Annotated in this window: 18 protein-coding genes and 1 tRNA gene; 11 read left to right on the forward strand and 8 right to left on the reverse strand. The window is 69.2% G+C overall.

Features of this window, described 5'->3' with window-relative positions; genetic code table 11:
* Window positions 1–36: 36 nt before the first annotated feature.
* The 5 genes from ACQ7HM_RS06920 to ACQ7HM_RS06940 form a co-directional block, all read right to left on the reverse strand.
* Window positions 37–2,079, reverse strand: coding sequence for a hypothetical protein (locus tag ACQ7HM_RS06920; protein WP_434215649.1), 2,043 nt, complete (start codon window positions 2,077–2,079; stop codon window positions 37–39).
* Window positions 2,080–2,120: 41 nt separating this feature from the next.
* Entirely contained in the window at window positions 2,121–3,362 is a 1,242-nt protein-coding gene (locus ACQ7HM_RS06925; protein WP_434215466.1) for an ATP-grasp domain-containing protein, read from the reverse strand.
* Between the two features lie 126 nt (window positions 3,363–3,488).
* Entirely contained in the window at window positions 3,489–4,205 is a 717-nt protein-coding gene (locus tag ACQ7HM_RS06930; protein ID WP_434215650.1) for an NADPH-dependent F420 reductase, read from the reverse strand.
* 67 nt (window positions 4,206–4,272) lie between these two features.
* The gene (locus ACQ7HM_RS06935; protein ID WP_434215467.1) at window positions 4,273–5,352 is read right to left on the reverse strand and encodes a hypothetical protein; all 1,080 of its coding nucleotides are present in this window, start codon (window positions 5,350–5,352) and stop codon (window positions 4,273–4,275) included.
* Window positions 5,353–5,440: 88 nt separating this feature from the next.
* On the reverse strand, window positions 5,441–6,532 hold the full coding sequence (locus ACQ7HM_RS06940) for a C4-dicarboxylate ABC transporter (protein ID WP_434215468.1): 1,092 nt from the start codon (window positions 6,530–6,532) through the stop codon (window positions 5,441–5,443).
* 105 nt (window positions 6,533–6,637) lie between these two features.
* Here ACQ7HM_RS06940 and ACQ7HM_RS06945 point away from each other — a divergent pair, with 105 nt between their 5' ends.
* Window positions 6,638–7,606, forward strand: a complete 969-nt coding sequence (locus ACQ7HM_RS06945) for a LysR family transcriptional regulator (protein ID WP_434215469.1) — start codon at window positions 6,638–6,640, stop codon at window positions 7,604–7,606.
* Here ACQ7HM_RS06945 and ACQ7HM_RS06950 read toward each other — a convergent pair.
* Window positions 7,559–8,290, reverse strand: a complete 732-nt coding sequence (locus ACQ7HM_RS06950; RefSeq protein WP_434215470.1) for a YqjF family protein — start codon at window positions 8,288–8,290, stop codon at window positions 7,559–7,561. The two genes, ACQ7HM_RS06945 and ACQ7HM_RS06950, sit on opposite strands and share 48 nt — an antisense overlap.
* Before the next feature lie 122 nt (window positions 8,291–8,412).
* Between ACQ7HM_RS06950 and ACQ7HM_RS06955 the strand changes: the two genes are divergently transcribed.
* The 4 genes from ACQ7HM_RS06955 to ACQ7HM_RS06970 all read left to right on the forward strand — a co-directional run bounded on the left by ACQ7HM_RS06955 (window position 8,413) and on the right by ACQ7HM_RS06970 (window position 13,215).
* Window positions 8,413–10,158, forward strand: coding sequence for an FAD-dependent oxidoreductase (locus ACQ7HM_RS06955; RefSeq protein WP_434215471.1), 1,746 nt, complete (start codon window positions 8,413–8,415; stop codon window positions 10,156–10,158).
* A 70-nt stretch (window positions 10,159–10,228) separates the two neighbouring features.
* Window positions 10,229–11,647 (forward strand): ATP-binding protein, encoded by a 1,419-nt coding sequence (locus tag ACQ7HM_RS06960; RefSeq protein ID WP_434215472.1) that lies wholly within the window; start codon window positions 10,229–10,231, stop codon window positions 11,645–11,647.
* 9 nt (window positions 11,648–11,656) lie between these two features.
* Window positions 11,657–12,472, forward strand: a complete 816-nt coding sequence (locus ACQ7HM_RS06965) for a class I SAM-dependent methyltransferase (RefSeq protein WP_434215473.1) — start codon at window positions 11,657–11,659, stop codon at window positions 12,470–12,472.
* 71 nt (window positions 12,473–12,543) lie between these two features.
* Window positions 12,544–13,215, forward strand: a complete 672-nt coding sequence (locus ACQ7HM_RS06970) for a putative glycolipid-binding domain-containing protein (RefSeq protein WP_434215474.1) — start codon at window positions 12,544–12,546, stop codon at window positions 13,213–13,215.
* On the opposite strand, the gene ACQ7HM_RS06975 is transcribed toward ACQ7HM_RS06970, so the two are convergent.
* On the reverse strand, window positions 13,188–14,216 hold the full coding sequence (locus ACQ7HM_RS06975) for a prephenate dehydrogenase (protein WP_434215475.1): 1,029 nt from the start codon (window positions 14,214–14,216) through the stop codon (window positions 13,188–13,190). The two genes, ACQ7HM_RS06970 and ACQ7HM_RS06975, sit on opposite strands and share 28 nt — an antisense overlap.
* 104 nt (window positions 14,217–14,320) lie before the next feature.
* Between ACQ7HM_RS06975 and ACQ7HM_RS06980 the strand changes: the two genes are divergently transcribed.
* The 4 genes from ACQ7HM_RS06980 (at window position 14,321) to ACQ7HM_RS06995 (ending at window position 15,812) form a co-directional block, all read left to right on the forward strand.
* Window positions 14,321–14,830: a tRNA adenosine deaminase-associated protein gene (locus ACQ7HM_RS06980; protein ID WP_434215476.1), complete on the forward strand. Its 510-nt coding sequence runs from the start codon at window positions 14,321–14,323 to the stop codon at window positions 14,828–14,830.
* A 44-nt stretch (window positions 14,831–14,874) separates the two neighbouring features.
* Window positions 14,875–15,312 carry a nucleoside deaminase gene (locus tag ACQ7HM_RS06985; RefSeq protein ID WP_434215651.1) on the forward strand — a complete coding sequence of 146 codons (438 nt, stop codon included), beginning with the start codon at window positions 14,875–14,877 and terminating at the stop codon, window positions 15,310–15,312.
* Between the two features lie 128 nt (window positions 15,313–15,440).
* Complete coding sequence (locus ACQ7HM_RS06990; RefSeq protein WP_434215477.1) at window positions 15,441–15,650, forward strand: CsbD family protein; 210 nt, start codon at window positions 15,441–15,443, stop codon at window positions 15,648–15,650.
* A 71-nt stretch (window positions 15,651–15,721) separates the two neighbouring features.
* Window positions 15,722–15,812 (forward strand) — tRNA-Ser (locus tag ACQ7HM_RS06995).
* Between the two features lie 90 nt (window positions 15,813–15,902).
* On the opposite strand, the gene ACQ7HM_RS07000 is transcribed toward ACQ7HM_RS06995, so the two are convergent.
* The gene (locus tag ACQ7HM_RS07000; RefSeq protein WP_434215478.1) at window positions 15,903–16,424 is read right to left on the reverse strand and encodes a hypothetical protein; all 522 of its coding nucleotides are present in this window, start codon (window positions 16,422–16,424) and stop codon (window positions 15,903–15,905) included.
* Between the two features lie 127 nt (window positions 16,425–16,551).
* On the opposite strand from ACQ7HM_RS07000, the gene ACQ7HM_RS07005 reads away from it, so the two are divergent.
* A complete protein-coding gene (locus tag ACQ7HM_RS07005; RefSeq protein WP_434215479.1) occupies window positions 16,552–17,163 on the forward strand; it encodes a TetR/AcrR family transcriptional regulator in 612 nt (203 codons plus the stop codon).
* A gap of 86 nt (window positions 17,164–17,249) precedes the next feature.
* The gene (locus ACQ7HM_RS07010) at window positions 17,250–19,607 is read left to right on the forward strand and encodes an MMPL family transporter (RefSeq protein WP_434215480.1); all 2,358 of its coding nucleotides are present in this window, start codon (window positions 17,250–17,252) and stop codon (window positions 19,605–19,607) included.
* The last annotated feature ends 78 nt before the right edge of the window (window positions 19,608–19,685 follow it).

Consider the following 19,685-nt stretch of genomic DNA (forward strand, 5'->3'; position numbering starts at 1 on the left):
TGCTCAACCGCGGGTGTCACGTGCCCCACGGGCGGGTCATGTGCTCGCGGGGTGGTCGTCGGGCATGCGGTCGGCGCCCCAGCTGCGTTCGATGAAGCCGACGATGCGGTCGATGTCCTCGGCGGGGACGTTCTGCGGCTCGCCGTTCTCCAGCGGGTCGGCGTGGAAGATGTAGAGCCGCGAGGCGAACTGGTCGAACGGGAGCGACCCCTCGCCGTGGCGTTCGCCGTTGCCCGCGGTGCCCACCACGACACCGTCGCCCCAGTCCTGGCCACTGTCGTTGTTGGGGTTGAAGAAGTACACCCGCATGACGCCGTCGGGGTCGGCGGCCACGCGCAGGATGGTGATCGCGTGCCAGCCGACGTAGCGGGCGGCGCTGTCGGTCACCGCGACACCGGCCGGCTGGGGGTGGATCAGCGGCTGATCGCCGTTGTAGGCCGGGTGGTACGACGCGTGGAACTGCCGCAGGAACCCGTCGAGGTCGACGAGCTTGCCGGTCTCGACGTCGACATCGATGTGGAAGTCGCGGGCCGACCACCATCCGTGGAACTCCGGGTTCACCCAGCGGTGCGGATCGCCCGGGCGGCCGGCGCACTGGCGGACCATCTCGGCGTAGATGCGGTCGAGGTAGGGCACCAGCAGCAGCGACACGGGGTCGAGATCGATGGGGTCGCTGGTGGCGACCCCGCTGACACTGTCGGTCGACGACAGCGCCTTGCCCTCGAAGTGCATCACGATCTCGTCGTCGCGGGCGGCCCACACCACCATCTGCAACAGGTAGTCGGGATCGTTGTAGGCCCACATCGACAGTGCGCGGGCCGACTGACACGTCGGGTTGTCACCCTGCCCGACGCCGAGCGGCTGACCCAGCATCGACAGCAACCCGCCCAACAGGCGCGACTCGGGGCTCGGGTTCGAGCCGAACGCCGCGTGCAGTCGTGCGGATGCCTTGTCCGACAACGTGAGTGCGAGCTGCCGCCACAGTGAGGGAACGATCGGCGGCTGGTGCAGGATGCCGCGGTCGAGCATCAGCGCCAGGCCGTAGAGGCATTGCGCGGTCTCCGGGTGCACGGCCTCGATAATCAACCGCGACACCAGTTCCGGGTGTCGCTGCAGCGAGGTGCGACCCACCTCCGACAACCCCAACGCCTCGGGCAGCAGGTGGGCGTTGGTCTCGGTGAGGTGGCGGACGAGGGTCGCGTGGTACGGCGACACCAGGCCGGTGTCGTGCATGGCGCGCGCGAAACCACCTGCCTCGAACTGCAATCCGCCGGCGTCCATCACCTCGAGTCGTGAGCGGTACACCTCGACGCCCGGATCCTCGCGGCACGCGTCGGTGGTGCCGAACAGTGCGGTGATCAACCGGTCGAGTCCCTGCCCCGACGCCCCGAGGTCGACCGACGGGTCGTCGCGATAGATCGCGATGCGGGTCACGATCGCCTTCACCTGGTCGACCTGGATCGGCCGCTGACGAAGGATCCGCCAGATCTCGTCGACGAGTTCGTCGAGCACGCTGTCGTAACCGATCTGCTCGGCGACGTAGCCGAACAGATCGCGGATCACGTACGCCGTCTTGCCCAGTCGAACCCGCTCGGCCTCCGACGGCGGCGAGAAGAGCACCTCGAGGTTCATCGCCAACACCTGCGACAGGAACCGTTTCGCGTCTCCGGCGTCGACGGCGGGATGGGTGTACTCCCCGGCCGCGATCGCGACCAGCCGCAGCTCGCTCGTCGCCTCGAGGGTGACGGTGTCGGCGTGGCCGCTGCGCAGACTGGTGCCCACGAAGCCTGGGACCAGGATGTCCGGGTGGGCCCAATCGGTCCCGGCGAACAGCCCGGCCTCGTCGAGCGCACCCGCCCGGTCACGGATGGCCGCGCAGCCACCCTTTTGGCCGAGTACGCGATGCAGCCCGTCGAGGACGCGACGGACCTTGGTGTTCTTGGTGAACTCCGGGGCGTCGCGCAGAGCCGCGGTCGCGTGATCGAGCTGCGCGAGCCGCGACGTCAGCGCCGGGTCGACTGGTGCCTCGACGTCGACCGAACCCGACCCGTCACCGGCGGCGTCGGGATGGGGGTCCATCGACTGCGTCGGTCCGCTGCGGTCGCTCCCGAGTTCCTGCCTCACACGTAGAAGTCCAGTTCTTCCTGTTGTTTGAGCAGGTCCCGCATCCGGTACGGGTCCTCACCGAAGAAGTACAGCAGACCCCAGTGTGTCCCGAACGCGGTGCGCTTGGTGACGGTCTCCTCCAGGGGCGGCGCGAGGTCGTTCGTCTCGTAGTAATCGTCCTCGGCGGTGATCTCGGGGATCTGCAGATTGCTGACCACGCGGCGGCGTGGGTACACGCCGAAACATCCCGCGACACCGGATGCGTCGACGACCTCCTTCGGGAAGAAGGCGTCGATCTCCTCCTCGGTGGTCTTCGGGTCGAACGCGAGAGCGAGGCCCTGATAGGCGTTGAAACCGTAGGCGCGCTCGAGCAGCTCGAACACCTTGAAGCCCGGCGGCCGGTAGGCGACCTCGCCGAAGTACATCTCGCCGTCGCTGGTCACGAAGTACTCCGGGTGGATGAACCCGAACTCGATGTCGAAGGTCTTGATGAGCTTCTCGATCTGCGCGGTGATCGCAGGCCGGTACTTCTCCAACTCGGGGGTGGCCGGCACGAACACCGAGTAGCCCAGCGTGACGTACTCGGAGATGTTGAGGAACTTGATCTTGCCGTTGTGGATCCACGCCTCGACCGCGAACTCCCAGCCGTCGAGGTGGGATTCCATCAGCACCGGGAACTCTTCGTCGGGGATGGAGTCGACCTCGTCGGGGGTCCGGATCACCCGGTGCCCGAGGCAGCCGGCCTTGTCGAAGGCCTTGAGGTGGATCGGGTCGTTCGGGTCGCCGTCGAGCTTGAGCAGCGTCTGGTTGACCCGCCGGAGGAAGCGGATGACGTCCTCGCGGTCGTGCGCCTCCTCGAAGATGCCGACACGGATACCGCCGAGCTGGGCGCGTCGCTTCATCAAGGCCTTGTCGCGCAACAGCATCGCCTGACCGAACAGGCGAGGGTTGTCCAGCAGAACGGAATTGATGGCGCCGGCCCACTCGACGGTCTCCTCGTAGAGCGGGATCGCGACGTCGACGCCCATGTCGCGCAACGTCTCCGCGATCTCGAGCGAGCGGTCGTTGAGTCGTTCGAAGTTCCAGGGAAGGAACGGGATGTCGTGGGTGGTGCAGTACTCCTGCGCCCATTCCGGGGCGACGACGACGTATCGGCGATCGAATCCCTCGAGGGCTTCGACGGCGGCGAGACTCCATCCGAGGAGTGCCACGTACCCCTTGTCGGGGTCTTTCGGCAGCTTTGTGGGCTGCGACATGTAGATCCTTCCTTCGCGTCGAACGGTCGGATGATCGTCGTCAACGGTACAGATGGCGATCTGCCGCCGGCCGGGCCCACCTCGGTGACGGCGGCCCGGCCGTCAACTGTGCTCCACGACAGCCGGTTACGTCGCCTTCCACTCATCGGTGCGCTCGGGGCTCGCCTCGGCGAGTGCCTTCCGCGCGTCGTCGGGGCCGAAGTCCTTGCCGTAGACCGGTTGGCCGGGCTGCTGACGCCACGACTCGGCGATGCTGCCCGCGTCGACGGGATCGAAACCGAGATCGTCGACCAGTTCGGACACGATCTTCTTCGCATCGGCGTCGTCACCGGCGATCGGCAGGGCGATACGGCCCTCGGTTCCGGCCGGGACACCCTTGCTGAGCAGGTGTTTCCAGTAGATACCGTTGAACACCTTCACCACCGGCTCGCCGATGTGTTCGGCGACCCAGGCGCTCTCGGGCTGCCCGTCCTCGATCGCGGCGATCAATCCGTCGCGCTGCTGCGGGTAGTAGTTGTTGGTCTCGATGATGGGGGCGCCCGGCTTGCGTGCCGCGAACAGGTCGTCGGCGAGGTCGGGGACGTTCTTCTGCGGGATCGACAGGATCACCAGGTCGGCGTCCTCGGCGGCGTCACGCGCCCACACGGCGTGCGCACCGGTCTCGGAGGCCAGTTCGGTGAGCGTCTGGGGATCGCGGGAGTTGGCGACCTTGACCTGATGGCCCAGTTCACGCAGACGGCGGGTGAGCGTTCCCCCGATGAGTCCTGCGCCGATGATGCCGATCTTCATGTGCGTTCTCCTCGTTCTGCGAGGCCGGGCGTCGCGCCGGGCCGGTAGGTGCAGCCATCGCGCGTCCCCCGATATTCCGGGGCCGGTGTGTGGTGCGGCCGCCGACGGAGTGCGGACGTGATCAGTCGCCGAGGCGGGTGAGCGTGGTGCGGCGGGACACCGAGCCGGTGCATCCGGTCAGGTAGGTGGTGGTGCCCGGTCCGCCCACCGACTGCAGGGGGAGGGACGCGTTCGCGGGCGGCACGACACGTTCGTTGGCCCGGGCGACACCGGAGGCACCGTTCGTACACGTGACCGGCACCCCGGTCGTGGTGCGCTCGAAACCCCTCGAGCGGAAAGACAATGCGGAGAGGTACTGACCCTCGGTCGAGTAGAGGGCGGTGATGCAGCGGCTGCCGTCACGCAGGCAGACCGGCGCGAGTCTCGCCTCGCCGCTGGTCGCGGGGAACCGGCGGGCCAGACTCGCCGGGCGCGCCGAGACCGTCGTCTGCGCCACCTCGTAACGCCCGCGGAGGCCGGCCCCCGGGACGTCGGTGCGCGCGGCCACGACAGGGGTTCTCGGCAGCGGCGCGGTTCCTGCCGGCAGGTCGCCGACGCGGTGCAGACGGATACGGGACCGGACGAGTTGGGCGCAACTGCCGCCCTGATAGGTGTCGACGACACCGTCGAGGTCGGTGATCTGCTGGGGCTGGGACGAGCCCGTCGCCGACGAGCCCGTCGCACGGAACTCGCTCTCCTGCATGCCCACCCACGGTTCGTTCACCACCGAGTCGGTTCCCGTCGGTCGGCATGTGCGGGTGACGGTCTCGGTCACCCGCGTCCACTTCTCGCCCTCGTGGACGAAGACCATCCGCCGTCGATTGAGGTTGCTGGCCGTGGGCGCGGTCGCCGCGGCGACGCTGACACAGCCGTCGCCGGGGCCGTCGCACCGGGTCTGCACGATCCATCGGCGGGTGGTGGGTTGCGACTCGGGCTCGCCGGCGGCGGGACGTCGACCGTTGATCCGGTAGGTGGTGAGCAGTGCCTCGTAGACGCCGCTGAAGCCTGCGGGGTCACTCGGGGCGGCCGACGAGCTGCTCGACGCGGTGGGAGCCGGTGCCGTGTCGTCACCGCATCCGGCCAGTCCGACGACGCCGACGCAGATCAGGAGCAGGGCGAGTGCCCGCGCCGCGGTGTGGGGACTTGTCGCGGCGATCGGCACGTGGCGACTCTATGGGCAGGTGCGTACGGCGCGCGCGGGAACCCGTGCAGATGCGGCCGGTCGACCGACGATGCCGCGAGCGCGGACGTCAGGGTGCGGCGGGCAGGTCGCCGCGCGACACCGCAGTGATGGTCCGCGTCGCGACCACGGCCCACGCCGCGAACAGGATCACGAACCCGATGACGGCGATGTCGTCGAGGGCTCGGAATCCGGTGGCCTTCCCGAGCGCACTCGCGCCGGTGACACAGGTGCCGACCGGGAAGGTGAAGCTCCACCAGGTCATCGAGAACGGCAGTCCGCGCCGTGCGGCACCTGCGGTGACCGTGATCGCGACGGCGATGGTGACGGCGGCCAGACCGGCGAACACGCCCCCGGCGCCGAGGGCGAGGGCGTGCACGGCCGAGGTGTCGTATGCCGCGCCCAGGGCCACCGCGGCGGTGACCGACTGGCCCATCATCCCGAGCGGGATCCACACGGTCGGTGCCGCGGCACCCCGTGGCCCACCGACGCGCACCATCCGTCCGACCACGGCGACGGCGGTGGCCCCGCCGGCGACGAGGGAAGCGGCGAACATGATCACGGAGATCACGAGGATCAGGTGTGCCGCCGCGGCGTCGGCGATGTGCGCGGCGAGGAGCGCGCCGGTCGAGGCCGAGACCATGGGCGCGACCACCGACATCATCCGGGTCGGCGCGGCCGGCCCACCCCGGCCGGGGCGCCGTAGTGAGCCGGCACCGACGACGAGCAGCGTCACCACTCCCGCGGCCGTCCCCGCCGTCCACAGCACGGCGTCGGCGAGGAGTGCGCCGGTCGAGCCCATGATCGGTGCGGCGTGGAGGAGGGTTCCCGCGCCGACCGTCATCGCCGCCATGGCCGGCGCACCGTAGAAGTGCGCCAGGGTCTCGTGACGGGCGTAGGCACGCGCACAGCCGCGGTGGCGCGACCAGTGCAGCGCGAACGCCGTCGAGACCGCGAGGAACACCACCACCGACAGCAACCACATCGCGGTGCCGAGCACGCGGATACCGGGGCCGTCGATCGGCAGTTCGGCGGCCGCCACCGCGACGATGCCGGTCCCCATCACCGTCGTGAACCAGTTCGGGGTGATGTGTGCGAGCCGTGCCGTGGTCGATGCGACCGCCGTCGACGGGGTGGGGAACGTGATCAGCGGTGCGGTCATGTCCTCACGATCACCCAGCACGGGGTCCGCGGGTAGACGGTGCGATCTTGTAGGGATACAAACGCAGCTTGTACCCACCGAACCGGGGTTGTAGCGTCGGCGCACATGGTGGTGCCCGCGCACGTCCCGGAGCTGGCGACCCTCGACGTCCTCGTCGCCGTCGCCCGCGCCGGGAGCATGAACGCCGCGGCGCGCGAACTGGGGATGAGTCAGCAGGCCGTGAGCGCCCGCGTGCACGCCGCCGAGCGCGAGACCGGGATGGCGGTCTTCCGACGCTCGACGACCGGGGTGGAGCCCACCACCGAGGGGGTCGTGATGCTCGAGTGGGCCGCGGCCATCCTCGAACAGGCACAACGCTTCTCGGCCGGCGTCGACAGTCTGCTGGGTCAGCGGTCGGCGACCCTCACCGTCGCGGCATCGATGACGATCGCCGAGTACCTCATGCCCGAATGGGTGGTGGGGCTGCGTGATTCGCACCCCGAGGTGAAGGTCCGCGTGTCGCCGGTGAACAGCACCGAGGTCCGTGCCCGCGTGGCGGCCGGGGAGTGTGCGGTGGGTTTCGTGGAGGACGCCGCCGAGACCACCGGCCCCGCCGACGGCGTGACGTCGCGGGTCGTCGACCATGACGAGCTCGTGCTCGTGGTGCCACCGGACCACCCCTGGACGCGCCGAGGTCGCGTGGCGCCGTCGACCGTCGCGCGTACGGCGTTGGTGCAGCGCGAATCCGGCTCGGGGACGCGGGTGGTGTTCACCGACGCGATGATCGCGGCCGGGCACGCTCCGGAGGAACCGATGCTCGAACTGAACTCGGTCTCGGCGGTCCGTGCGGCCATGCTGAGCTCGGGGTCACCGGCGGTGTTGTCGTCGCTGTCGGTGCGCGACGACCTCCGCCGCGGGACGCTGGTCGCGGTCGCGATCGACGGTGTCACGATGCCGCGGGCGCTGCGGGCGATCTGGGGTCGCGATCGCGGGTTACGCGGGCCCGCGCGCGATCTCGTCGACCACGCCATCCGGCACGGGTCGCGGTCAGACCACGAGGGACGGACGTCCGAAGCGGGTCCGCACGCCGGGTGACCACAACGCGCGCAGGCGGTCACCGGCGGGCATGACCCCCGACGCGCCGAGCAGGTCGTCGTCGAGTTCCACCACGTCGGCGGCGTGCAGGGGCCATGCCTCGTGTTCGTTCGGTACCCACCAGGTGTGTCCGGCGACGCGGGTGTGTGCGCCCCATCGGGCGGTGAGCCACATCTCGAGATCGGTCGGCGTCACCTGCTCGCCGACGTCGATGGTGAGTCGACTGCGCAGACCGCGCCGAGGCCATCGACGGGTGCTGTCGTAGGTGATGCGGTCGCCGTCGCGGGTCATTCGCATCTTCGCCCAGGTGTAGGGGATACCGAGACCGATGCGGGTCGCGGGGACCACTGCGAGGCGTTCGGTCTCCAGCGACCGGAACAGAACGCCGTGCCGCCCGGCGTCGTCGACGGAGTACAGGCGGATGTTCGTCTCGAGGAACGAACCGAGGTAAGGCACGGGTGGTGTCGACGGGCCCAGCGCGATCGAGTTCATCACGAACGGCACCAGGGCCACCCACGTGACGCCGTCGAACACGTCCGGGCGGGTGCCCTCGGGGAACAGGTGCGCCACGTTCTCCGGGGCGACCGGCCAGTGCACGAAGGTGAGGTCGTCCCAGCGCTGGTCGAGGAACACCGGTCGCCGCAGGTCGGGTGCGGTCACCGGGTAGCCCTCGAGCGTGCTCATGAATCCATCGTGGCACGCCCCCGGCGGGCACCGGATGTGCGTTCGGCCACCCCGCGAGGACCGTGTTCGCCCTGCGCGAAGACCGGTCGGTGACCCCCCATCGGGGGCAGGATCGGCGCACAATGAGCGACGTTGCGTCGCGCGCGGTGTCAGAGGATGCGCGGCAACCGACCCTCGAGAGGTCCGCAGTGTCTGCACCCGTCCCGAACGCCGTTCCGGCGAAGCCGTCCATCCTCACCGTCGACGACGACCCGTCGGTGTCGCGTGCCGTCGCACGGGATCTGCGTCGACGCTACGGCGAGCGCTACCGCATCATCCGCGCCGAGTCGCCGGGGTCGGCGCTCGATGCGTTGCGGGAGATGACGTTGCGCGGTGAGGCGGTCGCGCTGATCCTCGCCGACTACCGGATGCCGATGATGAGCGGCATCGAGTTCCTCGAACAGGCGATGGACCTGTTCCCGATGGCGCGTCGGGTGCTGTTGACCGCCTACGCCGACACCGGTGCGGCGATCGACGCGATCAACCTCGTCGATCTCGACCACTACCTGCTCAAGCCGTGGGATCCGCCGGAGGAGAAGCTCTATCCCGTCGTCGACGCGCTCCTCGAGGCGTGGTCGCAGACCGACAACCGGCCCGCCACCGACACCCGCGTCATCGGGCACCGCTGGGACCCGCGGTCGTCGGAGGTGCGGGAGTTCCTGGCGCGCAACCAGCTCTCCTACCGGTGGTTCATGGCCGACGAGCCCGAGGGTGCACGGTTGCTCGGTGCGGCCGGTCTCGACGCCACCGCGCTGCCGACGGTGATCTGCGCCGACGGCACCGCCCTGGTCACGCCGACCGACTCCGAACTCGCCACCCACCTGGGGCTGCAGACATCCCCGTCCGGCGAGTTCTACGACCTCGTGGTCGTCGGCGGCGGACCCGCCGGCCTCGGTGCCGCGTTGTACGGGGCGTCGGAGGGCCTGCGGACGGTCCTCGTCGAACGCACCGCCACCGGCGGCCAGGCCGGCCAGAGCTCACGGATCGAGAACTACCTCGGGTTCCCCGACGGCGTGTCCGGGGCGCAGCTAGCCGACCGGGCCCGTCGTCAGGCCACACGGTTCGGTGCCGAGCTCATCACCACCCGCGACGTCGTGGCGTTGGAGACCAACGGATCTGCGCGCACCGTCCGCTTCGACGACGGGACCAGCGTCGACGCCCACACCGTCATCCTCGCGACCGGGGTCTCGTACCGGCAGCACGACGCCGACGGACTCGAGGCACTCACCGGGCGCGGCGTCTACTACGGATCGGCGGTGACCGAGGCGGCGCGCTGCGCCGATCAGGACGTCTACATCGTGGGCGGCGCCAACTCGGCCGGCCAGGGTGCGCTGTTCCTCGCCCGTGGCGCGCGGTCGGTCACCATCGTGGTGCGGGCGCCGTCGCTGGCGGCGTCGATGTCGCACTACCTCGTCGCGCAGATCGAGAAGACGCCCAACGTCCACGTGCGCACCTGCACCGAGGTCGTGGGGGTCGACGGGACCGACCACCTGGAGTCGATCCGTCTGCGTGACAACACCACCGGCGACATCGACTCGGTCGACGCGGGATTCCTGTTCCTGTTCATCGGGGCCGCGCCGCGCACCGACTGGCTCGACGGCCTGCTCGCGCGCGATCAGCACGGGTTCATCCTCTCGGGTCCCGATCTGCTCGACAGCGGTGTCGGACGGTGGCCGCTCGACCGCATGCCGCACCATCTCGAGACCAGCGTTCCCGGGGTCTACGCCGCCGGCGACGTGCGGTCGCAGTCGGCCAAACGCGTCGCCTCGGCGGTGGGCGAGGGAGCGATGGCGGTCATGCTGGTGCACCGATACATCGCCAACCCCTGACCACGAAAAGCGTTTCACAACAACACCATCCGATCATCACACCCACCGACACAGCAGAAATCAGACGACCATGACATCCACCACGTGCAGCCCCGACGAACTCCGCATGCTCTTCCTCTTCGAGAAGCTCGACGAGGCGCAGCTGCAGACACTGTGCGAGAACGGTCATGTCGAGCTCATCGAACCGGGACCGGTGTACGCCGAGGGCGATGACGCCACCTGCTTCTACGTGCTCATCGAGGGCGAGATGGTGATGAGCAAGTTGTCCGGCGGGGAGGACATCGAGATCAGCCGTACCTCGCAGCCGGGCGTGTATTCCGGTGCGTGGCAGGCGTATCTGGGGGAGCGCGCGTCGCAGACCTACCCCGCGTCGGCGCGGGTGCTGGTGCCGTCGAGGTTCTTCGTCCTCGACGCCGACGTGTTCGGTCGACTGATCCGCGAGTGGTTCCCCATGGCCGTCCACCTGTTGGAGGGCCTGTTCTTCGGGAACCAGAGCTCGCGGCAGATCATGGATCAGCGCGAGCGACTCCTCGCGCTCGGATCGCTGTCGGCGGGCCTGACCCACGAACTGAACAACCCCGCAGCGGCCGCGGTCCGCGCGACGGCGAGTCTGCGCGACCGGGTGTCGCACATGCGCCGCAAGCTCGGCATGATCGCGTCGGGCACCTACGACCACGAGACGATGACCAGCCTCATCCGGCTGCAGGACGAGGCGGCCGAGCTCGTCGCCAAGGCGCCCACGCTGTCACCGATGGAGGCCGCCGACCGCGAGGACGAGCTCGCCGACTGGTTCGACGCCCGTGGCGTGGCCGGGGGCTGGGACCTCGCGCCGACCTTCGTCGCCGCCGGGATGGACGTCGGGTGGCTCGACAAGGTCCGTGCCGGCGTCGACGACGACGCGCTGCTCGACAGCGCCATCCGATGGCTGAACTACACCATCGAGACCGAGCTGCTCATGAACGAGATCGCCGACTCCACGACCCGGGTGTCGACACTGGTCGACGCGGCCAAGCAGTACTCGCAGATGGATCGCGCCCCCTACCAGCGGGCCGATCTCCGGGAGCTGCTCGACAGCACGTTGGTGATGCTGGGCCGCAAGATCGGCGACCTCACGGTCGTGAAGGAGTACGACCCCGCGCTCCCGGCGATCCCCATGTACGCCGCCGAGCTGAACCAGGTGTGGACCAACCTCATCGACAACGCGGTGGCCGCGATGGACGGCGCGGGCACCCTCACCATCCGCACGCGCCGTGAGGGCGACACCGCTCTCATCCAGATCGGCGACACCGGGCCGGGTATCGACGCCGACATCCGCGACCGCATCTTCGAACCGTTCTTCACCACCAAGCCGGTCGGGCAGGGCACCGGGCTCGGCCTCGACATCTCCTGGCGCATCGTGGTGAAGAAGCACAGGGGCAGCCTCCGGGTCGAATCCGAGCCCGGTGCCACCACCTTCGAGGTGCGCATACCGATCGAACCGCGCGACTAGGGTGGGCCCATGGCGGCCGATGGAGTGACGCAGCAGATGTGGGCGCGGGGACGATACGAGGCGGTCGGTGAACGGATAGCCGGTGTCGCCGCCGAACTCGTCGCGACCGTCGACGATCTCCGTCCGCTGCAGGGCCGCGAGGTCGTCGATCTCGCGTGCGGCACCGGATCGGTCGCGCTGGCCGCGGCACGGGCCGGTGCCCGCGTGACCGGTGTCGACATCACCGCCGACCTTCTCGGCCTGGCCGCGGCGAAAGCCGATGCCGCGCAATCGGAACCGATCACCTGGGTGCGAGCCGACGCGTCGGCGACCGGACTGCCCGACGACTCCGCCGACGTCGTCCTCTCGAGCATGGGCATCATCTTCGTCGAGCCGCGGGCGCAGGTCGCCGAGATCGCCCGACTCCTGCGCTCCGACGGAACCCTGGGCTTCACCTCGTGGGTGCGCGCGACGCACAACCCGTTCTACGACCCGATCGTCTCGGTGCTCGGACCGCCGCGACCCGCCGACGCGCCCGCGGGCGGAGACCACTCGCCCGACGACTGGGGCGTGCCCGACACCATCCGTGCCCGCCTCGCCGGCGACTTCGACACCGTCGAGATCGACCACCGCGTCCACACGTGGCGGTTCGGCAGCCTCGAGACCGCGATGCACTTCATCTCCGAGGAGTCGCCGATGCACGTCGACGTGCTGCACCGGGTCAGCGAGATTCAGCACGACCGGTTGCTGTCGGCGTTCGAGGTGGCGCTCGCGCCGCACACCGACACCGACGGCGTCATCGCCTTCGACTCGCCCTACGTGGTGGTCACCGCACGTCGCCGCTGAGGGGCACGCCCGGTCGGATGGGTTCGCCCGACGGTTGTTCGTGAGCGGCCTCGGTCGCCTACCGTAGAGGGGTGAGTTCTCCACAGGTTTCCCCGACGCCGGGATCCGCGCCTGCAGCCCCGGGTGCGACCGACCGCGATGTGTCCGACCGTGACGTGACCGAGGTGTCGTCCTCCGGCGACGACTTCAAGAAGGTCTTCACCTGGCGCGGGGTCGACGCGACCCGACTCGAGCAGGTCCGCGTCCAGGTGACCGGTCTGCGCATCAAGGCGTTCGGACAGATCATCGGCGCGGCCACCGACACCCACGAGGCGTTCTCGGCCACCTACGATCTGCTCACCAACGACGCGGGTGTCACCCGGCGGTTGTCGGTGCATCTGGCCAGGGCGGGCGGCGAGACGCAGATCTCGATCACCCGCGACGGCGAGAACAACTGGCTGGTGCAGACCCCTCAGGGCACCGAGCGCAGCGACTTCGGTGGAGCGCAGGACGTCGACCTGGTGCTGAGCCCGTTCTTCAACGCCCTGCCGATCCGTCGCCTCGACCTGCACCGCGATCCCACACAGACCCAGGTCCCGGTCGTCTACCTCTACCTCCCCGAGGGGACGGTCGCCCCGGCCACGGTGAGTTACGACTCGGGCGCCGACTCGATCGCCGTCCGGTCACCGGTCGGTTCGTCGACCGTCACCACCGACGACACCGGTTTCGTCCGCGACTACGAGGGACTCGCCGAGCGGATCTGAGTCCGCGACTCGTTCGTCCACACGCGACCGAGGTGGGCCTGACGGCGTAGTTCCGCCGCCCAGCCCGTCGCGCCGATGCTCACTCCGGTGATCGGTGGCGCCGTCGTCGAGGTCATCGCCTCCCAGCGGGTGCGGACGCGGTGGCCGTCATCGACGACGACCTCGACCGAACCGTTGTCCCGCAGATCGTCGCGGGCGCGGGTCAACCGGTCGAGTGCCTCGTCCATCGCGCCCAGCAGCGCGGTCGTGTTCGCCTCGAGCATCGCGCGCTGCAACGGCACCGCGGTCCCGGCGACGCGGGTGCCGTCGCGGAAGCTGCCCGCGGCCAGGCGCAGGGCCAGGCGGCCGTCGCCGCCGGCGACCGCCGCGGTGATCGCCGCGGTGACATGCGGGAGATGAGAGATGGCCGCGACGACGCGGTCGTGTTCGTCGGACGCCACCGGCACCACCACCGCACCCACCGACAGGGCGAGGTCGGCGACGGCGCTCCAGATGTCCGGGTCGACTCCGTCGTCGGCGCCGACGACCCAGCTCGCCCCGGCGAACAGGGTGGGATCCGTGGCCGCCCACCCCGACTGCGACGTGCCCGCCATCGGGTGGCCACCCACCCACCGTGTCGACAAGCCTGTGCGCGACATCGACTGTGCCACGGCCTGTTTGACGCTGATCACGTCGGTGACCGCACAATTCGGGGCCCAGCGGGCGATGGCGTCGAGGACGGGGTCGAGCGCGGTGACGGGGACCGCCACCACGATCAGCGCACCGGTCTCCGCGGCGCGGCGCAACGTGCGCTCGAGGTCGTCGTCGGCGTCGTGACCCGCGGCGGTGGCCTCGGAGACGGTCGCCGCGGACCGGTTGTACCCGAACGCGACGCGTCCGGAGTCGGCCACCGCGCGCAGCAGCGAACCGCCGATGAGGCCCAGGCCGAGCACACACACCGGCCCGGTCGTGGCCGGCGGATCGGCAGGCGAGGTGTCGTGTGCTGGGGTGTCGGCCGACATGCCCTCAGCGTGGCACATCGTGTCGCACCTGCGAAAAGAGTCGCCTCGGCGCAGGTGGGGTCATCGCTTGGGATAACTCCGACGGTGCGACTACGGTGTCGCACATGGCTGCTGCGAGTTCGGACGATCTGGATGGCTTCGCCGTCGCGGTCGTTCGCGAAGAGGGCAAGTGGACCGTCTCCGCGATGGACAACGCAGCACTGAGCAGCCTCGACGACGCCGAGAAGTCGCTGAAGCAGATGCGCAGCGCGGGAGCGGTCTTCGGTCTGCTCGATGTCGACGACGAGTTCTTCGTGGTTATCCGGCCGGCCCCCTCGGGTTCGCGGCTGCTGGTCTCCGACGCGACCGCCGCCATCGACTACGACATCGCCGCCGACGTCCTCGACGCCATCAACATCGACGTCCCCGACATCGACTCCGACGACCTCGACGACGTGGAACCGTGGGAGGAGGGCGACCTCGGTGTGCTCGCCGACCTCGGGTTGCCCGATTCGGTGATGAGCGTGATCGTCGGCGACACCGACCTCTACGCCGACGAGCAGATCGGGATGATCGCCGCCCGTCTCGGCTTCGCCGACGAACTCGGCCGCGTCCTCGACTCGCTCGGTCACTGACCGCCGGCGATGACCGCGCCGTGACGCCGACAGATGCCGACCTCATGGGCGTGGCGCTCGACGCCGCGAGATCGTCTGGTGCACAGGATGTCCCGGTGGGTGCAGTGGTGTTCGACGCCGAACTCCGCGAGATCGCCCGCAGCGGAAATCTGCGCGAACACGACGGCGACCCGACCGCGCACGCCGAGATCCGCGCGTTGCGCGCCGCGGCGGCCGTCCACGGGGACGGGTGGCGCCTCGAGGACTGCACGCTCGTCGTCACCCTCGAACCGTGCGTGATGTGTGCCGGCGCGATCACCTCGGCACGGATCGGTCGTCTCGTGTTCGGTGCGTGGGAACCGAAGACCGGCGCGGTCGGTTCGCTCTGGGATCTCGTCCGCGATCGCCGTCTCACCCACCGACCGCAGGTCCGGGCGGGTGTCCGCGAGTCCGAGTGCGCCCATCTCCTGCACGAGTTCTTCCGAGCGCACCGATCCGAATGACCGCATTCGTGGCCGCGTGTCCGGCGCCGTGGCACGGTGGAGGCGGGTCGCGCGTCGACCCCGAGGGTTGTGGCGGTAGGAGAACCGCCGAAGAAGAGGTCCTCGCACGCTCGACGAAGGGATGAACCATGGGCATCACCGACGACGCCAAGAACAAGGCCGAAGAACTCAAGGGACGCGGCAAGGAGGCCGCCGGCAGCGTGGCCGGCGACGACGAGCTGAAGGCCGAGGGCAAGGGCGACCAGGCCTCCGCTGACACCAAGCAGAAGATCGCCGACGCCGCAGATGCGGTCAAGGGCAAGATCGACGACGTGAAGGACAAGCTGACCGGCAAGTGACCCGGTCAGCGCCCAATGGCCCCTGAGCAGCGGATTTAGGCTCACCGGGGTCCTGCGGTAGTGTCTTCGGCGGTGGCGTGTCCGAGCGGCCGAAGGTGCAGCACTCGAAATGCTGTGTGCGGTAACCCCGTACCGGGGGTTCAAATCCCCCCGCCACCGCCAACAGATCCCCCGTTCGCGCACTGCGCGGGCGGGGGATCTGTCGTGGGAGGGGTGATCGACCCCGTTCTGGTTGTCGGCCGGCGTCTCAGGTCACTGGGGGATGAAGCCGAACGACGACTCGCCCCGGGTGCAGCGCGCGAGGACGCCGGTGGTCTGCGACGGCCCGCAGGACCACCCGTCGACGGTGCGGTTGCGTCCGGTGGAGATGGTGGGCCCGTAGGCACGGGCGACGGGCATCACCGTGCCGCAGTCGACCGAGCCGCCCGGGAAGATGACGACCCGCAGCGCGCCCTCGGGTCCGTTGGCGGTGTCGCAGCGGGTGCCCTCGATGGAGGGCGCCGCCTTGGACGGCGGGATCGAGGTGGCCGCGGGCAGTCGGGGGCCAGGCACCGCGGTTGCGCTCGGATCGGTGGTGGCGGGTGCGTTCGGGTCGATGGCCGCCGATGAGTCGGACCCCCCGGACGTCCCGGCGGACGGGTTCGATGCCGAGTTCGCGGCGACCGACGAACTGCCCGATGAGGTCGTGTCCCCGTCGCCACATGCGGCGAGGCCCAGGGTGACGGCTGCCGCGGCGACGGTGACGACGGCGGCGCGGACGCGGTGGATTCGCATGCGGTCACCGTAGCGAACGTGACCGATGAGACACCGGTCACAACCTGGGGCCACAGTGAGCGATCACGCAAAAATGCGCGGGTAGGAAAAATTGCGCGATGACGCAAGTTCGATCATGATCGATGGCATGACCTCGGGACTTCGGGAGACGAAGAAGGCGGCGACGCGGCAGGCGCTCGCCGCCGCCGTCCTGCGTCTGTCCGAGACGGAGGGCTTCGACAACGTCTCGGTGGAGGCGGTCGCCGCCGAGGTCGGCGTCTCGCCGCGCACCTTCCACAACTACTTCGCCGGCAAGGAAGACGCACTGCGCTTCTATCTGACGGAGATCATCGATCGCATCTTCACCGCGCTGGAGGCGCGTCCCGGAGACGAGGGGTTCTGGGACTCGACCACCGCCGCGTTCATCGAGGTGATCTGCGACCGCGACGGTGACGCCCGGGCGCTGGCCCACCTGATGACGCTGATGGACACCGAACCGTCCATCGCGATGAAGAAGAGTCGCGAGGGTGACAGCGATCCGATCGTGGCCCGCTTCGAGGCGCTGTGCGAGCAGCGGTCCATCGGTCGCGACGGGTTGACCTACGCCCGACTCGTCCTGGGATGTGCCGCCGTCGGCATCCGGGTCGCCCTCGAGGACCACCTCGACGGCGAGGTGTCGCCGGACGCACTGCGTTCCACGCTGCACCGCACCTTCGAGCAGATGCGGAACGGGATGGCCGTACCGCTGCCCGATCCCTGACTCACCGCCCGACCCCTGAGTCCCGACCCCCACATCCGAAACAGAGTCACCACCAACGGCATTCGTCGTCGAACAGGAAAGAATCCATGGCCACATACTTGTACCGCATCGGCAAGTGGGCGTTCACGAACAAATTCAAGGTCATCGGCATCTGGATGCTGATCCTGGTCGGCATGGGCGTCGCGGGCTCGACCCTCGCCGGTCCGTCGAGTTCGAGCTTCTCCATCCCCGGCATCCCGTCGGAGAAGGCGCAGGACAGCCTCGTCTCGAGCTTCCCCGAGAAGCCGAAGTTCTCGCAGGACATCAGCATCAAGTACGTGCTGAAGGCGCCCGAGGGCAAGACCCTGCTGGACTACCAGCCCGCCATCGACGCGATGGTCACCTCGATGAAGCAGTTCGACGGCGTCAAGGCACCGGACTCCATCGTCAACCCGTTCAGCCCGGAGGCCTTCGGCACGCCGAGCGACCCCGGCAAGGTCGTGCAGACCTCGGTCGACTTCCAGAAGGACACGTTCGGCAAGTCCGAGGCCGCCGCGCGTGCCGACGCCGCGGTCTCGTCGCCGATCAACGCGAACGCGACCGTCGCCCAACTCGGCGCGTCCTACACGGCGACGCAGGCCACCGACGTCTCCGACAAGGCGCACGACCAGCAGACCGCCGTCGCCGACGCGGCCCGCAGTGCCGGCCTGACCGTCGAGATGAGCGGTACCGCGCTCCCGCAGCCGGCCATCGGTGTCACCTCCGAGCTCATCGGTGTCGGTGTCGCGGTCGTCGTCCTGATCATCACGTTCGGTTCGTTCGTCGCCTGGGGCATGCCGATCCTCACCGCGCTGGTCGGACTGATCATCGGGCTGATGGGCGTCAGCGCCGCGTCGGGCTTCTTCAGCCTCAGCGAGGAGACCCCCATCCTGGCGACGATGATCGGTCTCGCGGTCGGCATCGACTACGCGTTGTTCATCGTCTCCCGCTACCGACACGAGCTCCTCGAGTCGAAGACGCGAGCCGAGGCGGCGGGCCGTGCCGTCGGCACGGCGGGTTCCGCGGTCGTGTTCGCCGGGTTGACGGTGATCATCGCCCTGTCGGCGCTGTCGATCGTCAACATCCCGTTCCTCACCGCGATGGGCCTCGCGGCCGCGGTCACGGTGCTCGTGGCCGTCCTCGTCGCGCTCACACTGCTGCCCGCGGTGCTCGGACTGTTCGGTGGGAAGGCGTTCGCCGGTTCGGTCGGATTCCTCAACGCACCCGACACCCCGAAGTCGGCGGGCTCTACGACGCCGCGCGTCTCGAACGGTTCGCGGTTCGTGAACCAGATCGTGAAGCACCCGGCCGTGGCCCTCGTGCTCGGCGTCGTGGTTCTCGGCGTGCTCGCCGCGCCGATGGTCGGCCTGAAGCTGGCCCTGCCCAACGACGGCACCTCCGATCCGTCGACATCGCCGCGCAAGGCCTACGACCTCGTGGCCGAGGGCTTCGGTCCGGGCCAGAACGGTCCGCTGATCGTTGTCGCGAACGCCTCGGGGGTCTCCGATCCGAACGCGCGCAACGCCGCGTTCAGCAGTGTCGTCGCGAAGATCAAGCAGCTCCCCGACGTGAAGACCGCGCTCGTGAGCCCGGGCGATGTGAACAAGGCCGGCGACGCCGCGGTGATCACGGTGCTGCCCAACAGCGGCCCGAGTTCGAGCGACACCCAGCAGCTGGTGAAGGACCTGCGTTCGGCGGAGTCGGGCATCACCCGTGCCGACGGTGTGACCTATGGCGTGACGGGTCAGACCGCCATCGAGAGCGACGTGTCCGATCGACTCTCGCAGTCGCTCATCCCGTATCTCGCGGTGGTCGTCGGCCTCGCGTTCATCCTGCTGATGCTGGTGTTCCGCTCGATCCTGGTCCCGCTCACCGCGGCGCTCGGGTTCCTGCTCAGCATCATCGCCACCTTCGGCGCCACGGTCGCCATCTTCCAGAACGGCGACCTGGGCCTCATCGGCAACCCGCAACCGATCGTGAGCTTCCTGCCGATCTTCCTCATCGGCATCGTGTTCGGCCTCGCGATGGACTACCAGGTGTTCCTGGTGACCCGGATGCGCGAGGAGTACGTCCACGGAGCCTCGGCGAAGGATGCGATCAAGAAGGGCTTCGGGCACAGCGCCCGTGTGGTCGCCGCAGCGGCGACGATCATGATCTCGGTGTTCGCGGCCTTCATGCTGCAGGACAACTCGCTGATCAAGTCGATGGGCTTCGCCCTCGCGGCGGCGGTCTTCTTCGACGCCTTCATCATCCGCATGATCGTGATCCCGGCGGCGCTCGCGCTGCTCGGCGACAAGGCGTGGTGGCTGCCGAAGTGGCTCGACCGGATCCTGCCGAACGTCGACGTCGAGGGCGAGAAGCTGGGCCAGTACCTCGCCGAGACGACACCGGACGGCGGACGGCATCGCGAGAAGGTCGGCGTCTGACCCCAGACGTGGACTTGCCCTCGCGGTGAGCTCGGGGGACGGCGACGATTGCGGCGAGAGATCGCGGCGATCGTCGCC

Source organism: Williamsia sp. MIQD14 (assembly GCF_051025635.1).
Taxonomy (GTDB): domain Bacteria; phylum Actinomycetota; class Actinomycetes; order Mycobacteriales; family Mycobacteriaceae; genus Williamsia_A.

What these genes read in the sequence shown, in the direction of transcription:
- ACQ7HM_RS06920 (WP_434215649.1), bottom strand. Translation starts at nt 2,079, where the DNA reads ATGGACCCCCATCCCGACGCCGCCGGTGACGGGTCGGGTTCGGTCGAC.
- ACQ7HM_RS06925 (WP_434215466.1), bottom strand. Translation starts at nt 3,362, where the DNA reads ATGTCGCAGCCCACAAAGCTGCCGAAAGACCCCGACAAGGGGTACGTG.
- ACQ7HM_RS06940 (WP_434215468.1), bottom strand. Translation starts at nt 6,532, where the DNA reads ATGACCGCACCGCTGATCACGTTCCCCACCCCGTCGACGGCGGTCGCA.
- ACQ7HM_RS06945 (WP_434215469.1), top strand. Translation starts at nt 6,638, where the DNA reads ATGGTGGTGCCCGCGCACGTCCCGGAGCTGGCGACCCTCGACGTCCTC.
- ACQ7HM_RS06950 (WP_434215470.1), bottom strand. Translation starts at nt 8,290, where the DNA reads ATGAGCACGCTCGAGGGCTACCCGGTGACCGCACCCGACCTGCGGCGA.
- ACQ7HM_RS06955 (WP_434215471.1), top strand. Translation starts at nt 8,413, where the DNA reads ATGAGCGACGTTGCGTCGCGCGCGGTGTCAGAGGATGCGCGGCAACCG.
- ACQ7HM_RS06960 (WP_434215472.1), top strand. Translation starts at nt 10,229, where the DNA reads ATGACATCCACCACGTGCAGCCCCGACGAACTCCGCATGCTCTTCCTC.
- ACQ7HM_RS06965 (WP_434215473.1), top strand. Translation starts at nt 11,657, where the DNA reads ATGGCGGCCGATGGAGTGACGCAGCAGATGTGGGCGCGGGGACGATAC.
- ACQ7HM_RS06975 (WP_434215475.1), bottom strand. Translation starts at nt 14,216, where the DNA reads ATGTCGGCCGACACCCCAGCACACGACACCTCGCCTGCCGATCCGCCG.
- ACQ7HM_RS06980 (WP_434215476.1), top strand. Translation starts at nt 14,321, where the DNA reads ATGGCTGCTGCGAGTTCGGACGATCTGGATGGCTTCGCCGTCGCGGTC.
- ACQ7HM_RS06985 (WP_434215651.1), top strand. Translation starts at nt 14,875, where the DNA reads ATGGGCGTGGCGCTCGACGCCGCGAGATCGTCTGGTGCACAGGATGTC.
- ACQ7HM_RS06990 (WP_434215477.1), top strand. Translation starts at nt 15,441, where the DNA reads ATGGGCATCACCGACGACGCCAAGAACAAGGCCGAAGAACTCAAGGGA.
- ACQ7HM_RS07000 (WP_434215478.1), bottom strand. Translation starts at nt 16,424, where the DNA reads ATGCGAATCCACCGCGTCCGCGCCGCCGTCGTCACCGTCGCCGCGGCA.
- ACQ7HM_RS07005 (WP_434215479.1), top strand. Translation starts at nt 16,552, where the DNA reads ATGACCTCGGGACTTCGGGAGACGAAGAAGGCGGCGACGCGGCAGGCG.
- ACQ7HM_RS07010 (WP_434215480.1), top strand. Translation starts at nt 17,250, where the DNA reads ATGGCCACATACTTGTACCGCATCGGCAAGTGGGCGTTCACGAACAAA.